This is a genomic window from Caulobacter sp., from assembly GCF_049283275.1.
Lineage (GTDB): Bacteria > Pseudomonadota > Alphaproteobacteria > Caulobacterales > Caulobacteraceae > Caulobacter.
Genome location: NZ_JBAPVS010000017.1, coordinates 12,803 through 34,178 on the forward strand (window position 1 = coordinate 12,803; position 21,376 = coordinate 34,178).

Consider the following 21,376-nt stretch of genomic DNA (forward strand, 5'->3'; position numbering starts at 1 on the left):
GTCAATCTTCACTCTCTTGCGCGTGAATATTGCCTTCCAGCGTGTTTAGGCACATGCTCCAGGAAAGCCAAGCTCGAAGAATAACGGCTGGGAGGAAAGCCTTTGAAGACCACGCGTATCGTAGCGCCGCGGACCCGTCCGCGCGATCAGTCGAAGCTGACGGCCCGCCGATGAACGCTTCGCCCTCTCCCCTGCCCCAAGCGGATCAGATCGCGCGCCCGAGCGCCGTCACCGGCCGCGCCTGGATCGTCCTGGCCACCCTGTGGTTCGTCTATGTCCTGAACTTCCTGGACCGACAACTGATGTCGATTCTGGCCAAGCCGATCCAGGACAGCCTGCATGTCACCGACGGCCAGCTGGGCCTGATCGGCGGCCTCTATTTCGCGATGTTCTACTGCTTCATCGCCATTCCGGTCGGCTGGCTGGCCGACCGCACCAACCGCGTCGCGGTGCTGTCCCTGGCCTGCGGAATCTGGAGCGCGGCGACGGCGGCCTGCGGATTCTCCGCCAACTATGCGCAGTTCGCCGTGTCGCGGATGACGGTCGGCTTCGGCGAGGCCGGCGGCGTGCCGCCCTCCTACGCCATCATCTCCGACTATTTCCCGCCGGGTAAGCGCGGCACGGCTCTGGGGATCTACAACCTCGGCCCGCCGGTCGGGGCGGCGCTGGGCATCGCCTTCGGCGCGGCGATCGCCGCGGCGTTCGACTGGCGTCACGCCTTCGTCCTGCTGGGCGCGGTCGGGGTCGTGACGGCGGTCATCCTGCCGTTCGTCGTCAAGGAGCCGCCGCGCGGCGGCCTGGACGGCCTGGCCGGCGCGGCTCCCGTGAAGGCCGGCTTCTGGTCGACTCTGAAGATGTTCTTCTCGCGCCCGACCCTGGTGCTGGCCGCCCTGGGCAGCGGGGCGACCCAGTTCGTCACCTATGGCCTGGGCAACTTCACCACCCTGTTCCTGATGCGCGAGAAGGGCATGGCGCTGGGCGATGTCGCGCTGTGGTACGCGCTGGTGGTCGGGATCGGCATGAGCGCCGGCATCTTCGTCTCCGGCCGGGTGATCGACCGCTACACCCAGAAGTCCAAGATCGCTTACGCCATGGCGCCGGTCATTTCGCTGACCCTGGCCATCCCGTTCTATATCGGCTTCGTCTGGGCCCCGACCTGGCCGCTGGCCCTGGTCTTCCTGATCGGCCCGACCTTCCTGAACTACTTCTATCTGTCGTCGGCGGTGACGCTGGTGCAGCAGGAGGTGCGGCCCGAACAGCGCGTCATGTCCGGCGCGCTGCTGCTGTTGATCATGAACTTCATCGGCCTGGGCCTTGGCCCGACCTATGTCGGGGCGGCCAGCGACTTCTTCCGCGCCAGCCATCCGCACAATTCCTTGCAGATGGCGCTCTACACGCTGGTGCCGTTCTACGTGGTGGCGGTGGGGCTGTTCCTGTGGCTGGCCCGGATCTTCGCCCGAAACGAACGGGAAGGCGGTTAGCCCTTTAAGCTCCGTGCGTGGTCCTCGTCCTCCGACAAGCTCAGGATGAGGACCATTGCTGGCCAAACGCTAGAAGAACCTCATCTGAGCCTGTCGAAGGACGCGGGCTTTACGCCTTCAGCGCGATGAAGCCCGCGGCCATGAACCGGGCGATCCGTTTCTTGACCGCCGGGAAGTCGTCGGAGTGACAGACGCCGCTCGACAGCCGATCGATCCGCCCCGTGCGCGCCAGGGTGTTCATCAGCGCGCCGCTGACGAAATGATAGCCCCAGAAGATCTCTTCGTCGGGGTAGTTCGGCAGCGCCCTTTTCAGGATGCCGACCAGCTTCAGCACGACAGGATCGAAGTGCTGGTCCATCAGCGCGGCGCCTTCGGGAGTGTTGCTGACGCGCGCGCAGAAGGCGGCGTAGTTCATCCAGTGCTCGCCGCCCTCGTAATAGAGGTCCAGGTCTGTATCGAGGAAGGCGTGCAACGCGCCTTCGACGGTCGGATTGTCGCCCGCCGCCTGCTCGTATTGTTCCAGGGCGACCATGCGCCGCCCCGCCGTCACCCCGGCTCGGCGCGCGAACACGGCCTCGAACAGGTTCACCTTGTCCTTGTAGTAGTAGTTCAGCAGCGTCGTGTGGATGCCCACCCGCTTGGCCACGTCGCGCAGGGTCACGCCATACAGACCGTTCTGCGAGAACAGATATTCGGCCGCGTCCAGAATCTGCTCAAGGCTCTGAGCACGCTGCTCGGCCTTGGTGCGCCGCCCCGTCTTGGTGTCCTCAGCCGTAACGCCCGCCAAACCGTCCTCCTGGTGTCAGCCTGTGCGTAGTCGGGGCGCGGTGCGCTCCTGTCAATCGGTCGCGTAGCGTCAATCGCTTCAAACGCACCTGAATCAAGATCGTTGAACAATGATCTATTGACGCTGCCGCGACGAATGTACAACACTCACTCTTGTGAGAATGAGCGTTAAGTGACTCATTCGACGGGGAGGTCGCAAATGAAAATCGGGCTTACAAGCGTGTCGAGCGTCGCGCTCATGATCGGGATCGCCGGTTTTGCGTCGCAGGCATGGTCGCAGGACGCGCAGAACCAGGCCACGCAGGTCGAGGAAGTCGTCGTCACCGGCTCCAACATCCGGGGCTCGGCGCTCGACGCCGCCCTCCCCGTCGAGGTCTATTCCCAGCAGGCGCTGGAAAAGCAGGGATCGCCATCGGCCCTGGAGTTCGCCAAAAGCCTGACCATTTCCGGCCCGACGACGGGCGAGTCCTACTATTTCGGCGGCCCCAACCTTGTGGGCTCGGTGAACTACAATCTGCGCGGCCTCGGCGCGGACAAGACGCTGGTCCTGCTGAACGGCCGGCGGATGAACCAGAACACCGCCAACGTGCCCGCGATCGCCCTGGCCCGCACGGAGATCCTCAAGGACGGCGCGGCGGTGATCTACGGCGCCGACGCCACCGGCGGGGTCGTCAACTTCATCACCCGGGACCGTTTCGTCGGCCTGGAGACCCAGGCGCAGTACAAGTACATCGACGGCTCCAAGGGCGACTATTCGGTCGGCGTCATGGCCGGGGTCGGCGAGGACCGGGTCAATCTGCTGGTCTCGGCCGAGTATGAGCACCGCTCGCGCCTGGACACCCTGGACCGCGATTTCACCAAGCCCTCGTTGACGCCGGGGACCGGCTACAATCCCGCGCCGTGGTCGACCCTGACCAACCTGACCGGCTGGCAACCGCGCGGCGCCCTGCCCGCCGTTCCCACCGCCACGGACGTCGGCGAATGGGGTCCGGCTCTGGGCGGCATCGTTTCGGACTTCACCCCCGCCAGCTGCGCCGCGGTCGGCGGTCGCTACGACAACAACTTCACCTGCGCCTACAACTACATTCCCTACTACCGCCTGGTGGAGAACCAGGACACCTACCGCCTCTACGCCCAGATCAAGGCGGAGGTCACCGACCACATGAAGTTCCACGCCGACGCGTCCTACGGCAAGGTGGACCTGCCGCAGGTGATGGGGTCGCCGGCCCAGCCGGTGTCGCGCGGTCCGGCCCTGACCACCGGGGCCGTCAACCAGTTCTACGTGCCGATCACCAACCCGTTCGCGGCCGAGTTCGCCGCCGCGAACGGCATCACCGGCGCCCAGGGCTTCACCCCGACCACCTACCGGCTGTTTGGCCACGGCGGGAATCCCTACTATTCCGGCGGCGACGGCTTCGGCGTGGCCGACAAGATCACCAACAAGGTCTGGCGCGTGTCGGGCGGCATCACCGGCGACTTCGGCGATCTGGCCCCGTTCGCCAAGGCCGTCGGCTACGACTTCAACCTGACCTATAACGACGCCTACAACTTCAACACCCACGCCGACACGATCGGCTATCGCCTGCAAGAGGCCCTGAACGGCTTCGGCGGCGCCGGCTGTCAGGCCACCGACCTGGACCCGACCCGCTTCGGCACCCAGAACCCAGGCGCGGCCGGCAAGAACGGCTGTATGTGGTGGAATCCCTTCTCCAGCTCGTTCAAGGGCCAACCGGTCCTGGACCTGGCCAACCCCAACTACATCGCCGGCCACGAGAACCCCGAGGACCTGAGCCTCTGGATGTTTGACCCGCGCGCCGTCGAAACCAAGAGCAACAACTTCACCGCCGACCTGGTGTTCAACGGCCAGTCGGGACTCAAGCTGCCCGGCGGCGAGGTCGGCTGGGCCCTGGGCGCCCAGTACCGCACCTTGGAGAGCCGGCAGATCGTCACCAGCCCGTTCAACAACGGGACGGTCCAGTGCGAATGGCCGCGCGGCACCACCAGCGCCAACGGCGTGGGTTCGCCGAACCTGGAAGCCAATCCCACAGCGACCAACAGCCCGAACTTCCGCGGCTGCACCCCCGACGCGCCGGGCCCGTTCGTCCTGTTCGCCCCGACCATCCCCGCCCAGGCCGAACAGAGCCAATACTCGCTGTTCGGCGAACTGCAGGTGCCGCTGCTGTCGAACGTCGACATCCAGCTGGCCGTCCGCAAGGAGGAATTCTCCAACGATCTGGGCACGACGGTCTACAAGGTGTCGGGCAAGTGGAACGTCTGGGGTCCGCTGACCCTGCGCGGCTCCTACGGCACCAACTACCAGACCCCGCCGCTGGGCGTCACGCCGGGCGCGATCACCGTGGCCGCCCGCACCTACACGGTCGCCGCCAACAACTGGCTGGCCGCCCAGTTCATCACCGACGCCGACCTCAAGCCCGAGACCGCCAAGACCTCGAACATCGGCGCGATCTGGCAGAGCCGCGGCTTCGCCGACGATCACAACTTCCGCCTGATCGTCGACTATTTCGACATCCGGACGGAGGACCAGATCGGCCAGGTCGCCGATCCCAACCAGATCGCCAGCCTGGTGTTCAACGGGGCCGGCGGCAGGATCACCACCTGCGATCCCGCCGTCCAGCCGCTGCTGCGCCGCATCACCTTCAACGGCGCCTGCACGGTCGGCATGAGCGGCGTGGGAACCTTCTCGGCGGTGTCCACCCGTTACGGCAACGGTCCTGGCCAGACGACCAAGGGCTTCGACATCCAGACCAGCTATGGCCTGCCGGTGGGTCCGGGCAATCTGGACGTCAACCTCACCGCCACCCGGGTGACCGAGCTGAAGACCGGCCCGACCACCCTGGACGGCGTGACGATCTCGACCGGCGATGATCGCCTGGGCACGCTGAACTTCGCGACCTTCGCGCAGGCGGCTCCGAAGTGGCGCGCCAACCTCGGCGTCAACTACGGCCTGGGTCGCCAGAACTTCCGCCTCGGCGTCAATTTCGTCTCGGCCGTCAAGGACGAGCGGGTCGGCGTGCAGTACGGCGAAGACGGCGAGAACTGGATCACCACCGACTTCACCTACCGCGTGGAGTTGGACGGCGACATGGCGCTGACCCTGACTGCGGCCAACATCTTCGACCGCGATCCGCCGCCCGCCCAGGAGGAGTTCGGCTACGACCCGTGGACCGGCAACCCGATCGGCCGGACCCTCGAGATCGGCATCAAGAAATCGTTCTAGGTTCCTTCCTGCCTTGGGCGGACGGCTTGGCCGTCCGCCCTTTTTTCTGTCCAATGACCACGGCCGAAACCCATCGGCCGGACGCGGCGGCCGCCCGAGGGAGACGAGCATGAGCACAAGCGAGCCCTCGGCTGTCGGGCGTCGCGGCGTTCTGGCGGCCGCCGGCGCGGCGTTGGCCCTTTCGCCGGACCTCGCCAAGGCGGCCGACAAGGCCAGACGGCCCGCGCCGCCCGGCTTCCTGTGGGGGACGGCGATCTCGGCCTACCAAAGCGAGGGCGGCAACACCAACAGCGACGCCTGGCTGATGGAGAACATCCAGCCCAGCATGTTCAAGGACCGCTCGGGCGACGCCTGCGACAGCTATCACCGCTACGCCGAGGATTTCGCCATCGCCGGCGGCCTTGGCCTGAACTGCTATCGCATGGGCGTGGAGTGGGCGCGGATCGAGCCCAGCGAGGGCTTCTTCTCCGAAGCGGAACTCGACCACTACGCCCGCGTGCTGGAGGCCTGCCGCGCGCGCGGCCTCAAGCCGATGGTGACGCTGAACCATTTCACCACGCCGCTGTGGTTCGCCAAGCGGGGCGGCTTCGAGGTTCCCGACGCGCCCCAGCTCTTCGCCCGCTACTGCAAGAAGGTGATCGAACGGCTGGGTCCCCTGATGGACAAGGTCACCACCTTCAACGAGGCCAACATCCGGCTGCTGGTCGACCTGATGCCGGGCGTCCAGTCGGCGATCCCCTTGGTCAAGGCGGCCATCGCCGCAGCGGCCAAGGCCACGGACTCGCCGCGCTTCTCGCGCCTGGCCTATGCGGATCCCCAGGTGGTGACGCCGATCATGATCGAGGCCCATCGCCAGGCCTACGACGCCATCAAGCAGGCCCGGCCCTCGCTGCCCGTCGGCCTGACCCTGACCACCCAGGACATCCAGTCGGCGACCGATCCGGCCCTGGTCGAGGTCTATCAGCGCCGGCTCTACGGCGACTGGGTCGAGGTGGCGCGCACCCACGCCGACTTCTTCGGGGTGCAGACCTACACCCGCTTCGTGGTCGACGAGAACGGCGTGCGCCCCCCGCCGAAGGGCGCCGAGCTGACCCTGTCGGGCTACGAGTTCTATCCCCAGGCCTTGGCCAACACGATCCGCTGGGCCCACAAGGCGATCGGCAAGCCGATCTACGTGACCGAGAGCGGCATCGCCACCCATGACGACGCCCGTCGGATCGCCTTCATCGACCAGGCGCTGGACGGCGTGCGCCAATGCCTGGACGAGGGCATCGCGGTCCACGGCTATCTCTACTGGTCGCTGCTGGACAATTTCGAATGGACATCCGGTTACGGCGTTCCGTTCGGCCTCGTCGCCGTGGATCGCCAGACGTTCAAGCGGACGCCCAAACCGAGCGCTGTGCACCTGGGCCGGATCGCCCGCGCGAACAGGATCTGAAACGCGCCGGCGCGCGCCGCCGAAGTGAGTCGGCCCGAAACGCGCGCATTCGGGACGGCGGCGCCCTCCGTCGCGGACCGATATCCTCATAGTCAGGCGGCGGGCGCGAAAACATGCCGGTCCCGGGGCAAGTTGCGGCTCGATTTTTAACGACAACGTTGTCATTGAAAACATTGGCCTTTTCCGACCGGCTTGCCGCGTTATGGTGCGCTCAAGGCGAACATTAGTTTCGCCAACTTGCAGCAGGACGACACATGCAGAACCAAGGGCCGGGCGCCAACGCGCCCCCGACGAACCACGCGCGTCTATTGGCGTGGGTGGACGAGGTCGCCGCGCTGACCAAGCCGAAGGCCGTTCACTGGTGCGACGGCTCCGACGCGGAATGGACCGCCCTGACCGACGAACTGGTCGCCGCCGGCACGCTGAAGCGTCTCAACCCTGATCTTCGGCCCAATTCGTTCTATGCCGCCTCGGACCCGCGCGACGTCGCCCGCGTCGAAAGCCGCACCTTCATCTGCTCGCAAGACCAGGCCGACGCCGGTCCGACCAACAACTGGCGCGATCCGGTCGAGATGCGCGACACCTTGAACGGCCTGTTCGACGGCTGCATGCGGGGCCGCACGATGTATGTCGTGCCCTTCTCGATGGGCCCGGTCGGCTCGCCCATAAGCGCCCTGGGCGTGGAGATCACCGACAGCGCCTATGTCGCCGTCTCGATGCGGGTGATGACCCGCATGGGTCAGGCGGCGCTGGACGCCCTGGGCGACGACGGCTTCTTCGTACCGGCCCTGCACACCCTGGGCGCGCCGCTGGCGCCGGGCCAGGACGATGTTGCGTGGCCCTGCAATGACGACAAGTACATCGTCCACTTCCCCGAGAGCCGGGAGATCTGGTCCTACGGCTCGGGCTACGGCGGCAACGCCCTGTTGGGCAAGAAGTGCTACGCGCTGCGGATCGCCTCGGTGATGGCCCGCGACGAGGGCTGGCTGGCCGAGCACATGCTGATCCTCAAGCTGACCTCGCCGGCCGGCAAGGTCCGCTACGTGGCCGCCGCCTTCCCCAGCGCCTGCGGCAAGACCAACATGGCCATGCTGCAGCCCACCTTGCCGGGCTGGAAGGCCGAGACGATCGGCGACGACATCTGCTGGATGCGGTTCGGGGCCGACGGCCGGCTGTACGCCATCAACCCGGAGGCCGGCTTCTTCGGCGTCGCGCCGGGCACGGGCGTGAAGACCAACCGCAATGCGGTCGACACCCTGCATTCCAACTGCGTCTACACCAACGTCGCCCTGACCGCCGACGGCGACGTCTGGTGGGAAGGTCTGACCGACGCCCCGCCCGAAGGTCTGACCGACTGGAAGGGCCGGGCCTGGTCACCGGAATCCGGCGAGCCCGCCGCCCATCCCAACGCCCGCTTCGCCGTGCCGGCCGGCCAGTGCCCGGTCATCGCCGAAGAGTGGGAAGATCCGGCCGGCGTGCCGATCTCGGCCATCCTGTTCGGCGGCCGCCGCGCCTCGGCGGTGCCGCTGGTCACCGAGGCCTTTGACTGGGAGCACGGGGTGTTCCTGGCCTCCAACGTCGCCTCTGAAGGCACCGCCGCGGCCGAGAACAGCATCGGCGAGCTGCGCCGCGATCCCTTCGCCATGCTGCCGTTCTGCGGCTACAACATGGGCGACTATTTCGATCACTGGCTGAAGGTCGGCGCCTCGGCCGATCCGGCCAAGCTGCCGCGCATCTATTTCGTCAACTGGTTCCGCAAGGACGAGCGCGGCAAGTTCGTCTGGCCGGGCTATGGCGAAAACAGCCGCGTGCTGAAATGGATCGTCGACCGTCTTGAGGGCGAGGCGCAGGCGGTGGACAGCCCGATCGGCCGCCTTCCCACGCGCGACGGCCTGGACCTGACCGGCCTGGACCTGACCGACGCCCAGCTCGATCTGCTGCTGAGCGTCGACCCGGCCATCTGGCGCGCCGAAGCCGCCCTGATCCCCGAGGCCTACGCCAAGTTCGGTGATCGCCTGCCCCCTGCCCTGTGGCGCCAGCTGGACGCGCTCGGCGAACGGCTGGCCCGCCTGGGCAACCCCGCCAAGGTGCTGCAGCAGGCCTGACCGCTGGCCTGCCTTGCTTCCTTAGAGAAACAAGCGCCGGGAAGGACCGGCGCATGGAGACCGAATGCACGTCGTTATGGATAAACCCGCCCGCAAGTTCGTGGTCGGAAACTGGAAGATGCACGGCAACCAGGCCGCCCTGCCCGTCCTGGGCGCCATCGACGCGGCGGCCCGCCGGACGCCCACCGTCGATGTGGGCGTGGCGGTGCCCGCGACCCTGATCACCGCCGCCTCGCAGTCCGCCGGCGCGATCCACGTCGGCGCCCAGGACATCCACGCCGCCGACAAGGGCGCGCACACCGGCTGTCTGTCGGCGCCGATGGTCAAGGACGCCGGCGCGGCCTTCACCATCGTCGGCCACAGCGAGTGCCGGGCAGGCCGCCAGGAGACCGACACAGAAGTGCGCGACAAGGTTCAGGCGGCGCGGCGGCACGGCCTGTCGGTGATCCTCTGCGTCGGCGAGGCGCTGGACGTCCGTGAGGCCGGCCAGGCCGAGGCCGTGGTTCGCGCCCAGCTGGAGAACTGCCTGCCGGACGACGCCGACGGCGGCTGGCTGTCGGTGGCCTATGAGCCGATCTGGGCGATCGGAACCGGACGTTCGGCCACCGGCGACGACATCGCCGCCATGCACGCGGTGCTGCGCGAAACCTGTCGCGCGACCCTGGGCCCGGCCGGCGACCGCGTCCGGTTGCTGTACGGCGGCTCGGTGACCCCGGCCAACGCCGCCGAGATCCTGGCGACCCCCAATGTCGACGGCGTGCTGGTCGGCGGCGCCAGCCTGACGGCCGAGACGTTCCTGCCGATCATCGCCCACGCCTGAACCAGAAGCGGCGCCCCCGCCCGAGTCCGCGCCTCACGGCCCCTTGGTATGACCAATGGGGCCGTTTTTTCGTCTTCATCGTCATCTCGCAAGATTGAAGCCGGTTCAGGCGGTGTTCTTGGGCCACACCACGCGACAAATGGTCGGATCACACGTTTTACGAAGGTATGACCTCGTTGACTTGCGAGGCCTTACCTCATAACCATCCACGCCTGTGACCGCTACCATGACCACTTTCCCCGTCGTCGCACGCCGACGACCGAAGGCGGATCCTGGAGGTTCGTAGAACGACAAGGCGCCCAGAGCGCCAAGACTTAGGGGAGAGACACATGGTTCAATCGCTACACTCACGCGCGCTTCGTCTGGCGCTTGTCGGCGCCAGCTGCCTGACGGGTCTGGTCGCCGCTCCGGCCTTCGCCCAGCAGGCGCCGTCCGCCCAAGCCGCTTCCACCGACAACGCCGTCGAAGAAGTCGTCGTCACCGGCTATCGCAGCAGCCTGGCGCAGTCGACGGTCGCCAAGCGCGAGTCGACCAGCTTCGCCGACACGATCTTCGCCGAAGACATCGGCAAGTTCCCAGACTCCAACATCGCCGAGTCGTTCAACCGCATCCCCGGCATCACCATCACCCGGGACATCACCGGCGAAGGCACCAATGTCGCCATCCGCGGCCTGGGCTCGAACTTCACCAACGTCACGCTGAACGGCGCCTCGATCGCGGTCGCCTCATCGGGTCCGACCGACGCGCAGGGCACCGACCGCTCGGTGGACCTCAGCTTCTTCCCGACCGATCTGTTCACCAAGCTGACCGTCAACAAGAGCTATTCGGCCAGCCTGCTGGAAGGCGGCGCGGCGGGCAACATCGACATGCGCTCGGCGCGTCCGTTCGATCGGCCTGGCCAGCACCTGACCTACAACGTCCAAGGGGTTAAGCCGGACGGCGCCGACTGGGGCGGCAAGGGTTCGCTGATCGCCAGCAAGACCTGGGACAATTTCGGCCTCCTGCTCGGGATGTCCGGCCAGCGCCTCAAGACCGATACGCGCGGCTACGAGACGATCGGCTTCACCAACCCGGGCCTCACGACGCCCGAAACCAGGCCCCCCGTGGCCTTCCCTCAGTGCCTCTTGGGTTCGGCCTGTAACGCCACCGGCGGCGGCAACTGGACGATCCCCGCCACGGTGCCGGTGGGCGCGGGCGCGGGCTTGGTGGCCGGCACGCCCATCAGCCAAGCCTTCCTGCTGGCTCAGAACCCCGGTGCCTCGATTCAGCAGATCGACAACGGCCTGCTGCCGCGCCTGGGCCGCCCTTCGGCTGAGTACGGTCGCCGCGACCGCTTCAACGCCGTGGCCAGCCTGGAATGGAAGCCGAACGACGACATGGATTTCTATGTCGACGGCATGTACGGCTACAAGAACAACGACCTGATCCGCGAAGACATGATGTGGATCGTGCGGAGCGGCGCGGTCATTCCGCTCAACACCAAATACGACAAGACCGACTGCTCGACCGGCTGCACGGTCACCCAGGGCACCTACGCCAATTCGCAGTTCTTCCTGGAATTCCGGCCCTATCTCGAAAAGACCGAGCTGTGGGGCATCAATCCCGGCGGCGAGTGGCGCATCAATGAAAAACTGAAGGTTGAAGGTCAGCTCAACTACACCAAGAGCAACTTCCACCGCGAAAGCCCGACCTTCGGTCCGGTGACCGCGATGGGCGTCGGCACGACGGTCGACTACACCTACAACCCGACCGGCATTCCGACGATCAAGAGCAGCGTCGACCTGAACAATCCGGCCAATTTCGTCTGGACCGGCGGCCGGTTGAACATGCAGGACGAGAAGCGCTGGTATGAGACCAAGGGTGCTCGCGCCGCCGTCACCTGGGGCGACGAGGCGCTGAGCCTGAAGTTCGGCGGCAACTACGACGATGTCTCGCGCACCATCCGCGGCTACGACAACACCCAGCCGTGGCAGAACGCGACCTGCGGCAACAATCCGAGCATCTACGTGCCCGCGCCAAACACGCAGCCGAGCTGCCAGGGCTTGAACCAGCCCGGCGCCGCGCCGGCGGGCTATCCGACCTATCCAGGCTACGGCACGGGCTACACGGCCGGCCAAACCGGGACGGTGACCTATGGCGGCTCGCTGATCCCGACCGCCAGCCTGGCCAGCTACCTGAAGCCCGGACGGGCCGGCTTCGTCACGGTCGACTGGGACGCGGTCAAGAAGGCCACCAACTACGACCAACTGCACGACAGCACGCCGGAAGCGGGCGCCACCAACACCAGCGCCAACGCCGGCTACATCAACGAGAAGAACAGCGCGGCCTATACTGAGGTGAACGGCGTCACCCAGGTGATGGACAGCGATCTGCGCTTCAACGTCGGCGTCCGCTACGTTCATACCAAGCAGACGATCTCCGGCCGCGTGACGGCGCTGGATCCGCGAAACGGCACTCTGACGGACGGCGCGCTATATCCGAACACCGTCAACATCGTCACCACCGAGAACACCTATTCGAAGTGGCTGCCGGCCGCCAACATCGCCTATGATGTCGGCGAGCACGCTGTTGTTCGCGTGGCGGCGTCGGAGACGATGACGCGTCCGGATCCAAACGCCCAGTTGCCGGGCCTGAACTTCTCCGCGCCGTCAGCCGACCAGGCCAGCATCGGCAATTCGGCGCTTGAGCCCTACTTCTCCAAGAACCTGGACCTGGGCTTCGAGCTCTACACGGGCGCGGAAGGCGTGGTCGCGGTTAATGCGTTCCGCAAGTCGATCACCGGCTTCACCACGAACAAGACAGACACCCAACCGTTCTCTTACCTGGCCCAATACGGTGTCACCTACGACACGCTGAACCCCTCCCAAAGGACGGCGATCGATGCGCGCGGCGGCCCGAACTCGGCGACGGTCCAGGTCCAGTCGCAGATCAACGTGGAGAACAAGCTGACGATCAACGGCCTGGAATTCCAGTGGGTCCAACCGCTGGACTTCGTGACCAGCCGCTTCGGCGTGGAAGGCCTGGGCTTCAACGCCAACGCCACCATCGTCGACCAGACCAGCAACGGCCCGGCCGTCGCCTACGGCGTGGCCAAGTACACCTACAACCTGACGGGCTATTACGAGCACGACGGCGTCAGCCTGCGTCTGAGCCACACCTATCGGAAGGGCTCGCAGTCCAGCGGCGCCAACCAGAACGGTGTCACCGCCGCGGCGCTATTCTCGGACGACTACAAGCAGACCGACTTCTCTTCCAGCTTCAATCTGGAGAAGATGTTCGGCCTTGAGAGGGTGCCGGAGCTGACCTTCAACGTGACCAACATCACGAACGAAAAGCTGCGCTCTTACTTCCAGTACGACAACGCCACGTTCACTTACTACAAGCCCGGCCGCCAGTTTCTCGTGGGTATGCGGGCGACCTTCTAGGCGCGAGACGGGAACGGACGGCGCCAACGCCGTCCGTTCTCGTCGACGCTACGCGGGGCGCCACCTATCTGATCGGCGTCCGCGGCCAGTTCTAACCCCGACGCGAACCTTTCCCCCTCGCGTCCCTCAACGGCGTGTCTTCGGACGCGCCGTTTTTTTTGGCCTCGGCCATCGTGGATTGACCGGGAGAGGGTCGGCGCGCCAAGGTTGTCTAGCCGAGACGGTGCAAGGGAGGGGCGAGATGAGACTGGGCATACCCGTCTATGAGGGAGTCGATCTGCTCGACGTCACCGGTCCGGCCGAGATGTTCTACTGGGCCGGCAAGGCTCAGCCGCTGGAAACCCTGATCCTGTCGGAGGACGGCGGTCCGGTGACCGCGATGAACGGCATCCGTTTCGAAGCCCAGGCCAGCTTTGACCAGGTTCCGAGCCTGGACCTGCTTTGGGTGCCCGGCGGCGATCCCGTCGTGCTGGGCCAGATCATGAGCGATCCCTGCTCGCCCTATCTGGCCTATCTGCGTCAGGTGGCCCAGACCGCGAGCTGGGTCTGCTCGGTGTGCGAGGGCGCGCTGCTGCTGGCTCAGGCGGGGCTGCTGGACGGGCACAAGGCCACGACGCATTGGGCGTTCATCGCCTGTCTGCAGAGCTTCTGCGAGATCGACGTCGACACCAGCAATCCGCGCTTCGTGGTGTCGGGCAACCGGCTGACCGGCGGCGGCATCTCGTCGGGGCTCGACGAGTCCCTACAGCTGATCATGATGCTGTTCGGCCAGGCGGCAGCCGAGAGCGTTCAGGTGACGACCCAGTACTTCCCCGACCCGCCGGTGATGGGGACCATTCCCCCCACCCCGACGTGCCCGGTGACCTGGTCGTAAGGCGGGTTCAGCCGCCTCCCGGCGCGTAGGGGAAGCTCTGCCCCTCATAGTACTCCAGCGAATGGGCCGGCGGCGCTTCGCCGGCCGGCAGCGGCAGGCCCGAGAAGGTCTGGAAGTAGGCGATAGAGGCGTCGCGCCACCACTGGGCCTCGTTGCGCTGGATGACCAGGAAGTCGGCGACCTGCTCGTGGCGCTCGGGGTCGACATAGGGGGCCAGGCCCGCCCAGGTCTTGCCCATGCCGTCCACCGTGGCGACACCGCGCGAATAGTGGGTCACCAGGCCGTCCCACAGGGTCTGGCCGGACTTCAGCTTGTAGGTCCACGGCAGGTGGTGGAACCACAGCAGGTCCTTCTCGTCGACGGTCTTCAGGTCGGAGAAGCGCTTGGCGACGACGGGGGCGTACTGGGCCGTGGCGTTGCTGCCGGTGGCGGTGCGGTCAAAGCCGATCCCGTCCTTGCCGGCCTTGGCGTAGTAGACGCTGGTCCAGTCGGCGCGCGGCCCGCCCGTCACCCATGGGCCAGGCCCATAATGGTGGCTGCGGCCCATCTGGTGGTGCAGGCCCAGCGGGGTCATGTAGTCCACGGCCGCCTCGCGCGAGCCCATCATCATCGCCACGGTCGGGGCGACGAAGCGCGGATCGGTCGAGAAGGTCATCTTGGCCCAGTCGGCGGCGATGTCCTGGGTCGAGGCCTCCGGGTCCCAGGCCAGGCGGCCGAAGACGTACCAATTGGCCTGATCGAACTGCGAGCCCGACCAGTTGCGGTCGCGGCCGATATTGGCGACCCCGGCCATCAGGGTCAGGGGCCGGTTGTCCAGCGTCCCGTCCACCACCTTGGCCACGGTCGAGCCCTTGCCTTCGGCGTAGGTGTCCGCCTTCAGGGTCTCCTCGAACAGCGGGCCCAGATAGACCAGGTGGGTGGCGAAGCCGAGGTATTCCTTGGTGATCTGGAACTCCATGCCGAGATTGGTCTTGGGCATGGCGCCGAACAGCGGATGGAACGGCTCGCGCGGCTGGAAGTCGATCGCCCCGTTCTTGACCTGGACGATGACATTGTCGCGGAACTGGCCGTCGAACGGCTTGAACTCGCTGTAGCCCTGCTTGGCGCGATCGTCCGGCTGTTCGTGCGAATAGACGAAGGCGCGCCACATCACGACGCCGCCGTGCGGTCCCACCGCGTCGGCCAGCATGTTGGCGCCGTCGACATGGGTGCGGCCGTAGTCCTGCGGGCCGGGTTGGCCCTCGGAATTGGCCTTCACCAGAAAGCCGCCGAAGTCGGGAATGACCTTGTAGATCTCGTCGGCCTTGGCCTTCCAGAAGGCGCGCACCGCCGGGTCCAGCGGGTCGGCGGTCTTCAGCCCGCCGATCTCGATCGGGGCCGAGAACCGGGCCGACAGATAGACCTTGATCCCATAGGGCCGGAACACGTCGGCCAGGGCTCCCGCCTTGGCGATATAGGGCGCGGTCAGGCTGTCGGCCTTGGCGTTGACGTTGTTCAGCACCGTGCCGTTGATGCCGATCGAGGCGTTGGCGCGGGCATAGTCGGCATAGCGCGGATCGGTGTAGTCCGGCAGCTTCCACCAATCCCACAACGAGGCGCCGGCATAGCCGCGCTCGACGTGGCCATCCAGGTTGTCCCAGTGGTTCAGCAGGCGGTGATTGACCTTGGGAGCCGACAGCAGGTCCAGCCTGTCGACGCCCTGCCCTGTCTGGACCAGGCGCAGATAGTGGAACACGCCGTACAATACGCCGACGTCGCTGTTGGCGGCGATCACCGTCGTCTTCCCAACGGTGCGGATCAGATAGCCCTCCTCGCCCGCGCCTTTCAGCGGCAGGTTCAGGGCCGCGACGGCCGGCGAACCGGCCGGGGTTCCCAGCAGGATCGAGGACCCGTCCGAGGTCGCCACGCCGCCGACCAAGCCGTCCAGCCCGCGCTGCAGTTCAGCGCGCGCGATCTTCAAGGTCGGGGTGTCGGCGCTGGGGGCGATGGTCCTGACCGTCGGTCTTTGAGCCGTCGGCAATGGCCGATAGCGCAGCCACAGATCATAGCCGTCTTCGGCCCGCGCGGCCGAGGCCGTCAAGGTCGCCGAAATCAGGCCTACGGCCAGGCACAGCCCCCGCACAAACGGTACAAACGACACAAGACGCATGTTTTCTCCCTGGCGACACCATGCCGTACGGCGCTGGGGGGCGCGACGGTCTTGATCTTGTGATACCGCTACCTTCAGGAAAGGTCGAGGGACTACGACCTTAATGGTCAGACCAATAGGTTGACAACTGCCACGCCTGATTTAGATCGATACCGCTACCATCCGACTTTTGCCAAGCTAGGCCAATGGCGGTCAACGAAAGCGTCACATGCCTAAGATCACCGCCGCTCGAGTCATCGTCACCTGCCCGGGGCGAAACTTCGTCACCCTCAAGATCGAGACCAGCGACGGCGTCCACGGCGTCGGCGACGCCACGCTGAACGGCCGTGAACTGGCCGTCGCCAGCTACCTGACCGATCACGTCATTCCCTGCCTGATCGGGCGCGACGCCCATCAGATCGAGGACATCTGGCAGTACCTGTACAAGGGCGCCTATTGGCGTCGCGGCCCGGTGACCATGGCCGCCATCGCCGCCGTCGACATGGCGCTGTGGGACATCAAGGCCAAGATCGCCGGCCTGCCGCTGTACCAACTGCTGGGCGGCGCCTGCCGCACCGGCGTGATGGTCTACGGCCACGCCAACGGCGCGACGATCGAGGAGACCCTGGAGAACGCCCAGGCCTATGCCGAGAAGGGCTACAAGGCCATCCGCCTGCAGTCGGGCGTGCCCGGCCTGAAGGGCGTCTACGGCGTCTCCAAGGACAAGTTCTTCTACGAGCCCGCCGACGGCGACCTGCCGACCGAAAGCCTTTGGTCGACCGAAAAATATCTGCGCAGCGCGCCGGGCCTGTTCGAGGCCGCTCGCGACAAGCTGGGCTGGGACCTGCACCTGCTGCACGACGTCCACCATCGCCTGACCCCGATCGAGGCCGGACGCCTGGGCAAGGACCTGGAGCCCTACCGCCCGTTCTGGATGGAGGACGCCGTCCCCGCCGAGAACCAGGCCAGTTTCCGCATCATTCGCCAGCACACCACCACCCCGCTGGCGGTGGGCGAGATCTTCAACTCGATCTGGGACTGCAAGCAGCTGATCGAGGAACAGCTGATCGACTACATCCGCGCCACCGTTGTCCATGCCGGGGGCATCTCCCACCTGCGCAAGATCGCCAGCTTCGCCGACCTGCACCACGTGCGCACCGGTTGCCACGGCGCCACCGACCTGTCGCCGATCTGCATGGCCGCGGCCCTGCACTTCGACCTGTCGATCCCCAACTTCGGCATCCAGGAATACATGCGCCACACCGAGGCGACCGACGAAGTGTTCCCGCACGCCTACACCTTCGACGACGGCATGCTGCATCCGGGCGAAACGATCGGCTTGGGCGTCGACATCGACGAGGCGCAAGCCGCCAAGTATCCGTACAAGCGCGCCTACCTGCCCATCGCTCGCCGCGAGGACGGCTCCATGCACGACTGGTGAGGCCGTAGCGACGCTATTCCAGACAGTCGGCAAGCTTTGACAACCGCTGTCAAAAATAGCCCCCGCGGCACAGGTCAGCTATGCTATCGCGTGTCCAGGGGGCCGCTAGGTCCGTCGCCGAGAAACTGACGAAAACTATGGCCGAGAACGTCAAGCTCTACCGCCGTATCGCCGACTCGATCGCCGACGCCATCGAGAGCGGCCAGTACAAGCTTGGCGACCGCCTGCCCACGGAACGCGAGCTGGCCGAGCAGTTCGGGGTCAGCCGCCCCACCCTGCGCGAGGCGATGATCGCCTTGGAAATGCTGGGCATGATCGAGGCCCGTCACGGTCTGGGCATCTATGTCACCGGCGATGTGCGCCCCGCCACGCCGCCCAACGCCGAGCCCGCCTCCGAGATCGGGGCGTTCGAACTGATCGAGGCCCGCCGCCTGTTCGAAGGCGAGGCCGCCGCCCTGGCCGCCACGGCCATCACCGACGACCAGATCCAGCAGCTCGAGGGGCTGATGGAGCGCATGGCCCGCGAAGAAGAGATACTCGGCGAGGACGCCGATCGCGAGTTCCACATGGTCATCGCCCGCGCTTCCGGCAACGGCGCGATCATCGCCACGATCGAGAACCTGTGGGACTGGCGCAACCGCTCTGCCCTGGCCCGCAACATCCTGACGCGCGCCCGCGGCATGGGGCTGGAGCCCCGGATCGTCGAGCACCGCCGGGTGTTCGAGGCCCTGAAGGCCCATGATCCCGCCGCCGCGCGCCAGGCCATGCGCGACCACCTGGAACGGGTCATCGATCACCTGTTGCACGCCACCGAGACCGAGGCCGTCGAGCGGGCCAAGCAGGAAACCGGCGCCCGCCGCAGCGCGATCGCCAAGCGGGTCGCGATCTAACACCCTTCTCCCCTTGTGGGAGAAGGTGTCAGCGAAGCTGACGGATGAGGGGTCTCTCAAACGACAAAAGCCGCGACCGGCCTTTCGGCTGACCGCGGCTTTTTTTATCTTCGACCCCTCACCCGACCCCGCTTCGCGGGGCCACCCTCTCCCGCAAGGGGAGAGGGAGTAGGGTCAGCGCCCTAGACCACCGTCAGCGTCGCCGACTTCAGCTGGGCCGAGCTGGGGCCCGACAGCAGGGTGAACTTGCCCGGCTCGACCACCCGCTTCATCTCCAGGTTCCACAGCGACAGGTCCAGCGGCGACACCTCGAAGGCGACCGTGGTCTTGGCGCCGGGCGCCAGGGTCACGCGCTTGAAGTGCTTCAGCTCCAGCAGCGGGCGGGTCACCGAGGCGGCCTCGTCGTGGATGTAGAGCTGCACCACCTCGTCGCCGGCCACCTTGCCGGTGTTGGTCACATCGACCTCGACCTTGACGCTCTCGTTGGTCCCGATGCTGGCCTTGGCCAGGCGCGGGGCCGAGATGTCGAAGGTGGTGTAGGACAGACCGAAACCGAACGGATAGAGCGGCGTCGTCTCGTCGAACAGATAGCCCCGGCGCGAGGTGGGCTTGCGGTTGTAGTAGATCGGCAGCTGGCCCACGTCGCGGGCGATGCTGACCGGCAGCTTGCCGCCCGGATTGGCCCGGCCGAACAGGATGTCGGCGGCGGCGTTGCCCGTCTCCTGGCCCAGGTACCAGCCCTCGACAATGGCGTCGGCGCGTTCGGCCAGGAGGTTGATCGACAGCGGACGGCCGTTCAGCAGGAAGACCACAGTGGGCTTGCCCAGGTCGAAGATCGCCTTGGCCAGGTCGTTCTGCTGACCGATCAGGTCCAGGCTGTCGCGGTCGCCCAGGTGGTTGTCGGCCCAGGCCTCGCGGCTGGTCTGCTCGTTGTCGCCCAACACCATGACCACGACGTCGGCCTTCTTGGCGACCTCGACGGCCTCGGCGATCAGCTTGGCGTTGACGGCCGGATCGACCAGCTTGACCTCGTCCTGAGCCCAGATGCGCGCCTCGGTGATCCGCACGGCCTCGGCGTAGTCCAGCGTAAAGCCGCTCTTCTTGGCCTCGGCCTCAAGGCCTTCATAGATCGACACCACATGGCGCGGGATGTCGCTGTAGCCGCCGATCGGCGTGTCCTTGGCGTGGGTGCCCAGCAGGGCCAGGCGCTTGAACTTGGTCGGGTTGAGCGGCAGCACGCCCTTGTCGTTCTTCAGCAGCACCACCGCCTTGCGGGCGGCTTCCCGGGCCAGGGCGATCGCGTCCGGCGTGGCGGTCTTGGCGTCGGCGGTCTTCTCGTCGGCGTAGGGGTTCTCGAACAGCCCCCCCTCGAACTTCATCGACAGGACGCGCTCGACGGCTTGGTCGACGACGGCCTGAGGAATGCGGCCCGACTTCACCAGCTCCGGGATCAACGCGTAGGCCTCGCCGTCCGGCAATTCGACATCGACGCCGGCGTTCAGCGCCATCACGGCCGTGTCCGCCAGGCTGTCGGTCAGCTTGTGGCGGGCGATCAGTTCCTTGATCGCGAAATAGTCGCTCTGGACCGAACCCTTGTAGCCCCACTCGTTGCGCAGGATGTCGGTCAGCAGCCAGTGGTTGGCGTGCGAGGGCACCCCGTCGATCTCGTTGTACGACGGCATGACCGCGCGGACCGGCAGCTCCTTCACCGCCCGTTCGAACGGCGGGAAGAAGTTCTCGCGCAGCGTCCGCTCGGCGATCTGGGCCGGGCCCACATTGGTGCCGTTCTCGGGCTGGCCGTGGCCGGTCATGTGCTTGAGGGTGACGAACACCTTGTCGGGGGCCAGCGGCAGGGTCTTGCCCTGGAAGCCGCGGATCGCCGCCAGGCCGATCTCGGCGCACAGGTGCGGGTCCTCGCCGTAGGTCTCCTCGATGCGGCCCCAACGCGGGTCGCGGGCCACGTCGACCACGGGGGCCAGGGCCAGGTTCGAACCGCGGGCGCGCATTTCACGGGCGGCGACGGCGAAGATCTTTTCGGTCAGGTCGGTGTCGAAGGTCGAGGCCAGGGCGATGGCCTGCGGGAAGCTGGTGGCGTCGCGGGCGACATAGCCGTGCAGGGCCTCGTCGTGCATCAGCATGGGAATGCCCAGACGGGTCTTCTCCATCGACCACTTCTGGGCGGCGTTGATGTAGCGGGCGGTTTCCTTGGCGTTGCGGTTGACCGAACCGTCATCGGCGCCGGCGGCGGCGTCGACCACCGCGGCGGGCTTGAGGCCCTTGCGGTCGCTCGGACGCGAGATCTGGCCCAGGCCGTTGGGGAAGTTCTTGCTGGCCTCGGCGGGCGAGAAGTCGCCGGTCGCGGTCTGGATCTTGTTCTTGGTCAGCCAGATGCCGACCAGCTGGGCGGCCTTCTCTTCCAGCGTCATGCGCGAGAGCAGGTCGCGAACCCGCAGTTCAACCGGCTGCTTGGGGTCCTTGTAGAGCGGCTTGCCGCCGGCCGGCACGGCGGCGCGGGCGATGGTCGAGGAGGCGGCGGCCAGGGCGGCCAGGCTGACGCCGAGCGTGCGGCGAGTGACGGTCTGGCTCATGATCTTTTCGTTTCCCCACGATGGAACGGACCGTCGAACGGACGGTGGCGGCGTTGCTCGCCGACGTTGCCCAGCAGTATGGAAGGTGAGATCAGACCACTCAAGTTTTTTATGGTACCGGTCTCATTTCCTCGCCTAGAATTGGGTGAAGGCAAGACCCTC

At 66.4% G+C, this 21,376-nt stretch carries 12 protein-coding genes; 9 read left to right on the forward strand and 3 right to left on the reverse strand.

Features of this window, described 5'->3' with window-relative positions:
- Nucleotides 1–170: 170 nt before the first annotated feature.
- Entirely contained in the window at nt 171–1,481 is a 1,311-nt protein-coding gene (locus WAL33_RS00965; protein WP_422177601.1) for a spinster family MFS transporter, read from the forward strand.
- Between the two features lie 109 nt (nt 1,482–1,590).
- Here the strand turns inward: WAL33_RS00965 and WAL33_RS00970 are convergent, their stop codons facing one another.
- Entirely contained in the window at nt 1,591–2,268 is a 678-nt protein-coding gene (locus tag WAL33_RS00970) for a TetR/AcrR family transcriptional regulator (RefSeq protein ID WP_422177603.1), read from the reverse strand.
- A gap of 237 nt (nt 2,269–2,505) precedes the next feature.
- Between WAL33_RS00970 and WAL33_RS00975 the strand changes: the two genes are divergently transcribed.
- The 6 genes from WAL33_RS00975 (at nt 2,506) to WAL33_RS01000 (ending at nt 14,167) form a co-directional block, all read left to right on the forward strand.
- Nucleotides 2,506–5,505: a TonB-dependent receptor domain-containing protein gene (locus WAL33_RS00975; protein WP_422177605.1), complete on the forward strand. Its 3,000-nt coding sequence runs from the start codon at nt 2,506–2,508 to the stop codon at nt 5,503–5,505.
- A gap of 109 nt (nt 5,506–5,614) precedes the next feature.
- On the forward strand, nt 5,615–6,943 hold the full coding sequence (locus WAL33_RS00980) for a glycoside hydrolase family 1 protein (RefSeq protein ID WP_422177607.1): 1,329 nt from the start codon (nt 5,615–5,617) through the stop codon (nt 6,941–6,943).
- Nucleotides 6,944–7,197: 254 nt separating this feature from the next.
- Entirely contained in the window at nt 7,198–9,048 is a 1,851-nt protein-coding gene (locus tag WAL33_RS00985) for a phosphoenolpyruvate carboxykinase (GTP) (RefSeq protein ID WP_422177609.1), read from the forward strand.
- A gap of 64 nt (nt 9,049–9,112) precedes the next feature.
- Nucleotides 9,113–9,868, forward strand: a complete 756-nt coding sequence (gene tpiA, locus WAL33_RS00990) for a triose-phosphate isomerase (RefSeq protein WP_422177611.1) — start codon at nt 9,113–9,115, stop codon at nt 9,866–9,868.
- A gap of 329 nt (nt 9,869–10,197) precedes the next feature.
- The gene (locus tag WAL33_RS00995) at nt 10,198–13,293 is read left to right on the forward strand and encodes a TonB-dependent receptor (RefSeq protein WP_422177613.1); all 3,096 of its coding nucleotides are present in this window, start codon (nt 10,198–10,200) and stop codon (nt 13,291–13,293) included.
- Between the two features lie 241 nt (nt 13,294–13,534).
- Nucleotides 13,535–14,167, forward strand: a complete 633-nt coding sequence (locus WAL33_RS01000) for a DJ-1/PfpI family protein (protein ID WP_422177615.1) — start codon at nt 13,535–13,537, stop codon at nt 14,165–14,167.
- A 7-nt stretch (nt 14,168–14,174) separates the two neighbouring features.
- On the opposite strand, the gene WAL33_RS01005 is transcribed toward WAL33_RS01000, so the two are convergent.
- On the reverse strand, nt 14,175–16,289 hold the full coding sequence (locus tag WAL33_RS01005) for an alpha-glucuronidase family glycosyl hydrolase (protein ID WP_422177638.1): 2,115 nt from the start codon (nt 16,287–16,289) through the stop codon (nt 14,175–14,177).
- A 235-nt stretch (nt 16,290–16,524) separates the two neighbouring features.
- On the opposite strand from WAL33_RS01005, the gene manD reads away from it, so the two are divergent.
- Nucleotides 16,525–17,736, forward strand: coding sequence for a mannonate dehydratase (gene manD / locus WAL33_RS01010; RefSeq protein WP_422177617.1), 1,212 nt, complete (start codon nt 16,525–16,527; stop codon nt 17,734–17,736).
- Between the two features lie 137 nt (nt 17,737–17,873).
- Nucleotides 17,874–18,626 (forward strand): FadR/GntR family transcriptional regulator, encoded by a 753-nt coding sequence (locus WAL33_RS01015; protein ID WP_422177619.1) that lies wholly within the window; start codon nt 17,874–17,876, stop codon nt 18,624–18,626.
- Between the two features lie 182 nt (nt 18,627–18,808).
- Here the strand turns inward: WAL33_RS01015 and WAL33_RS01020 are convergent, their stop codons facing one another.
- Nucleotides 18,809–21,214: a glycoside hydrolase family 3 N-terminal domain-containing protein gene (locus WAL33_RS01020; RefSeq protein WP_422177621.1), complete on the reverse strand. Its 2,406-nt coding sequence runs from the start codon at nt 21,212–21,214 to the stop codon at nt 18,809–18,811.
- Nucleotides 21,215–21,376: the final 162 nt, after the last annotated feature.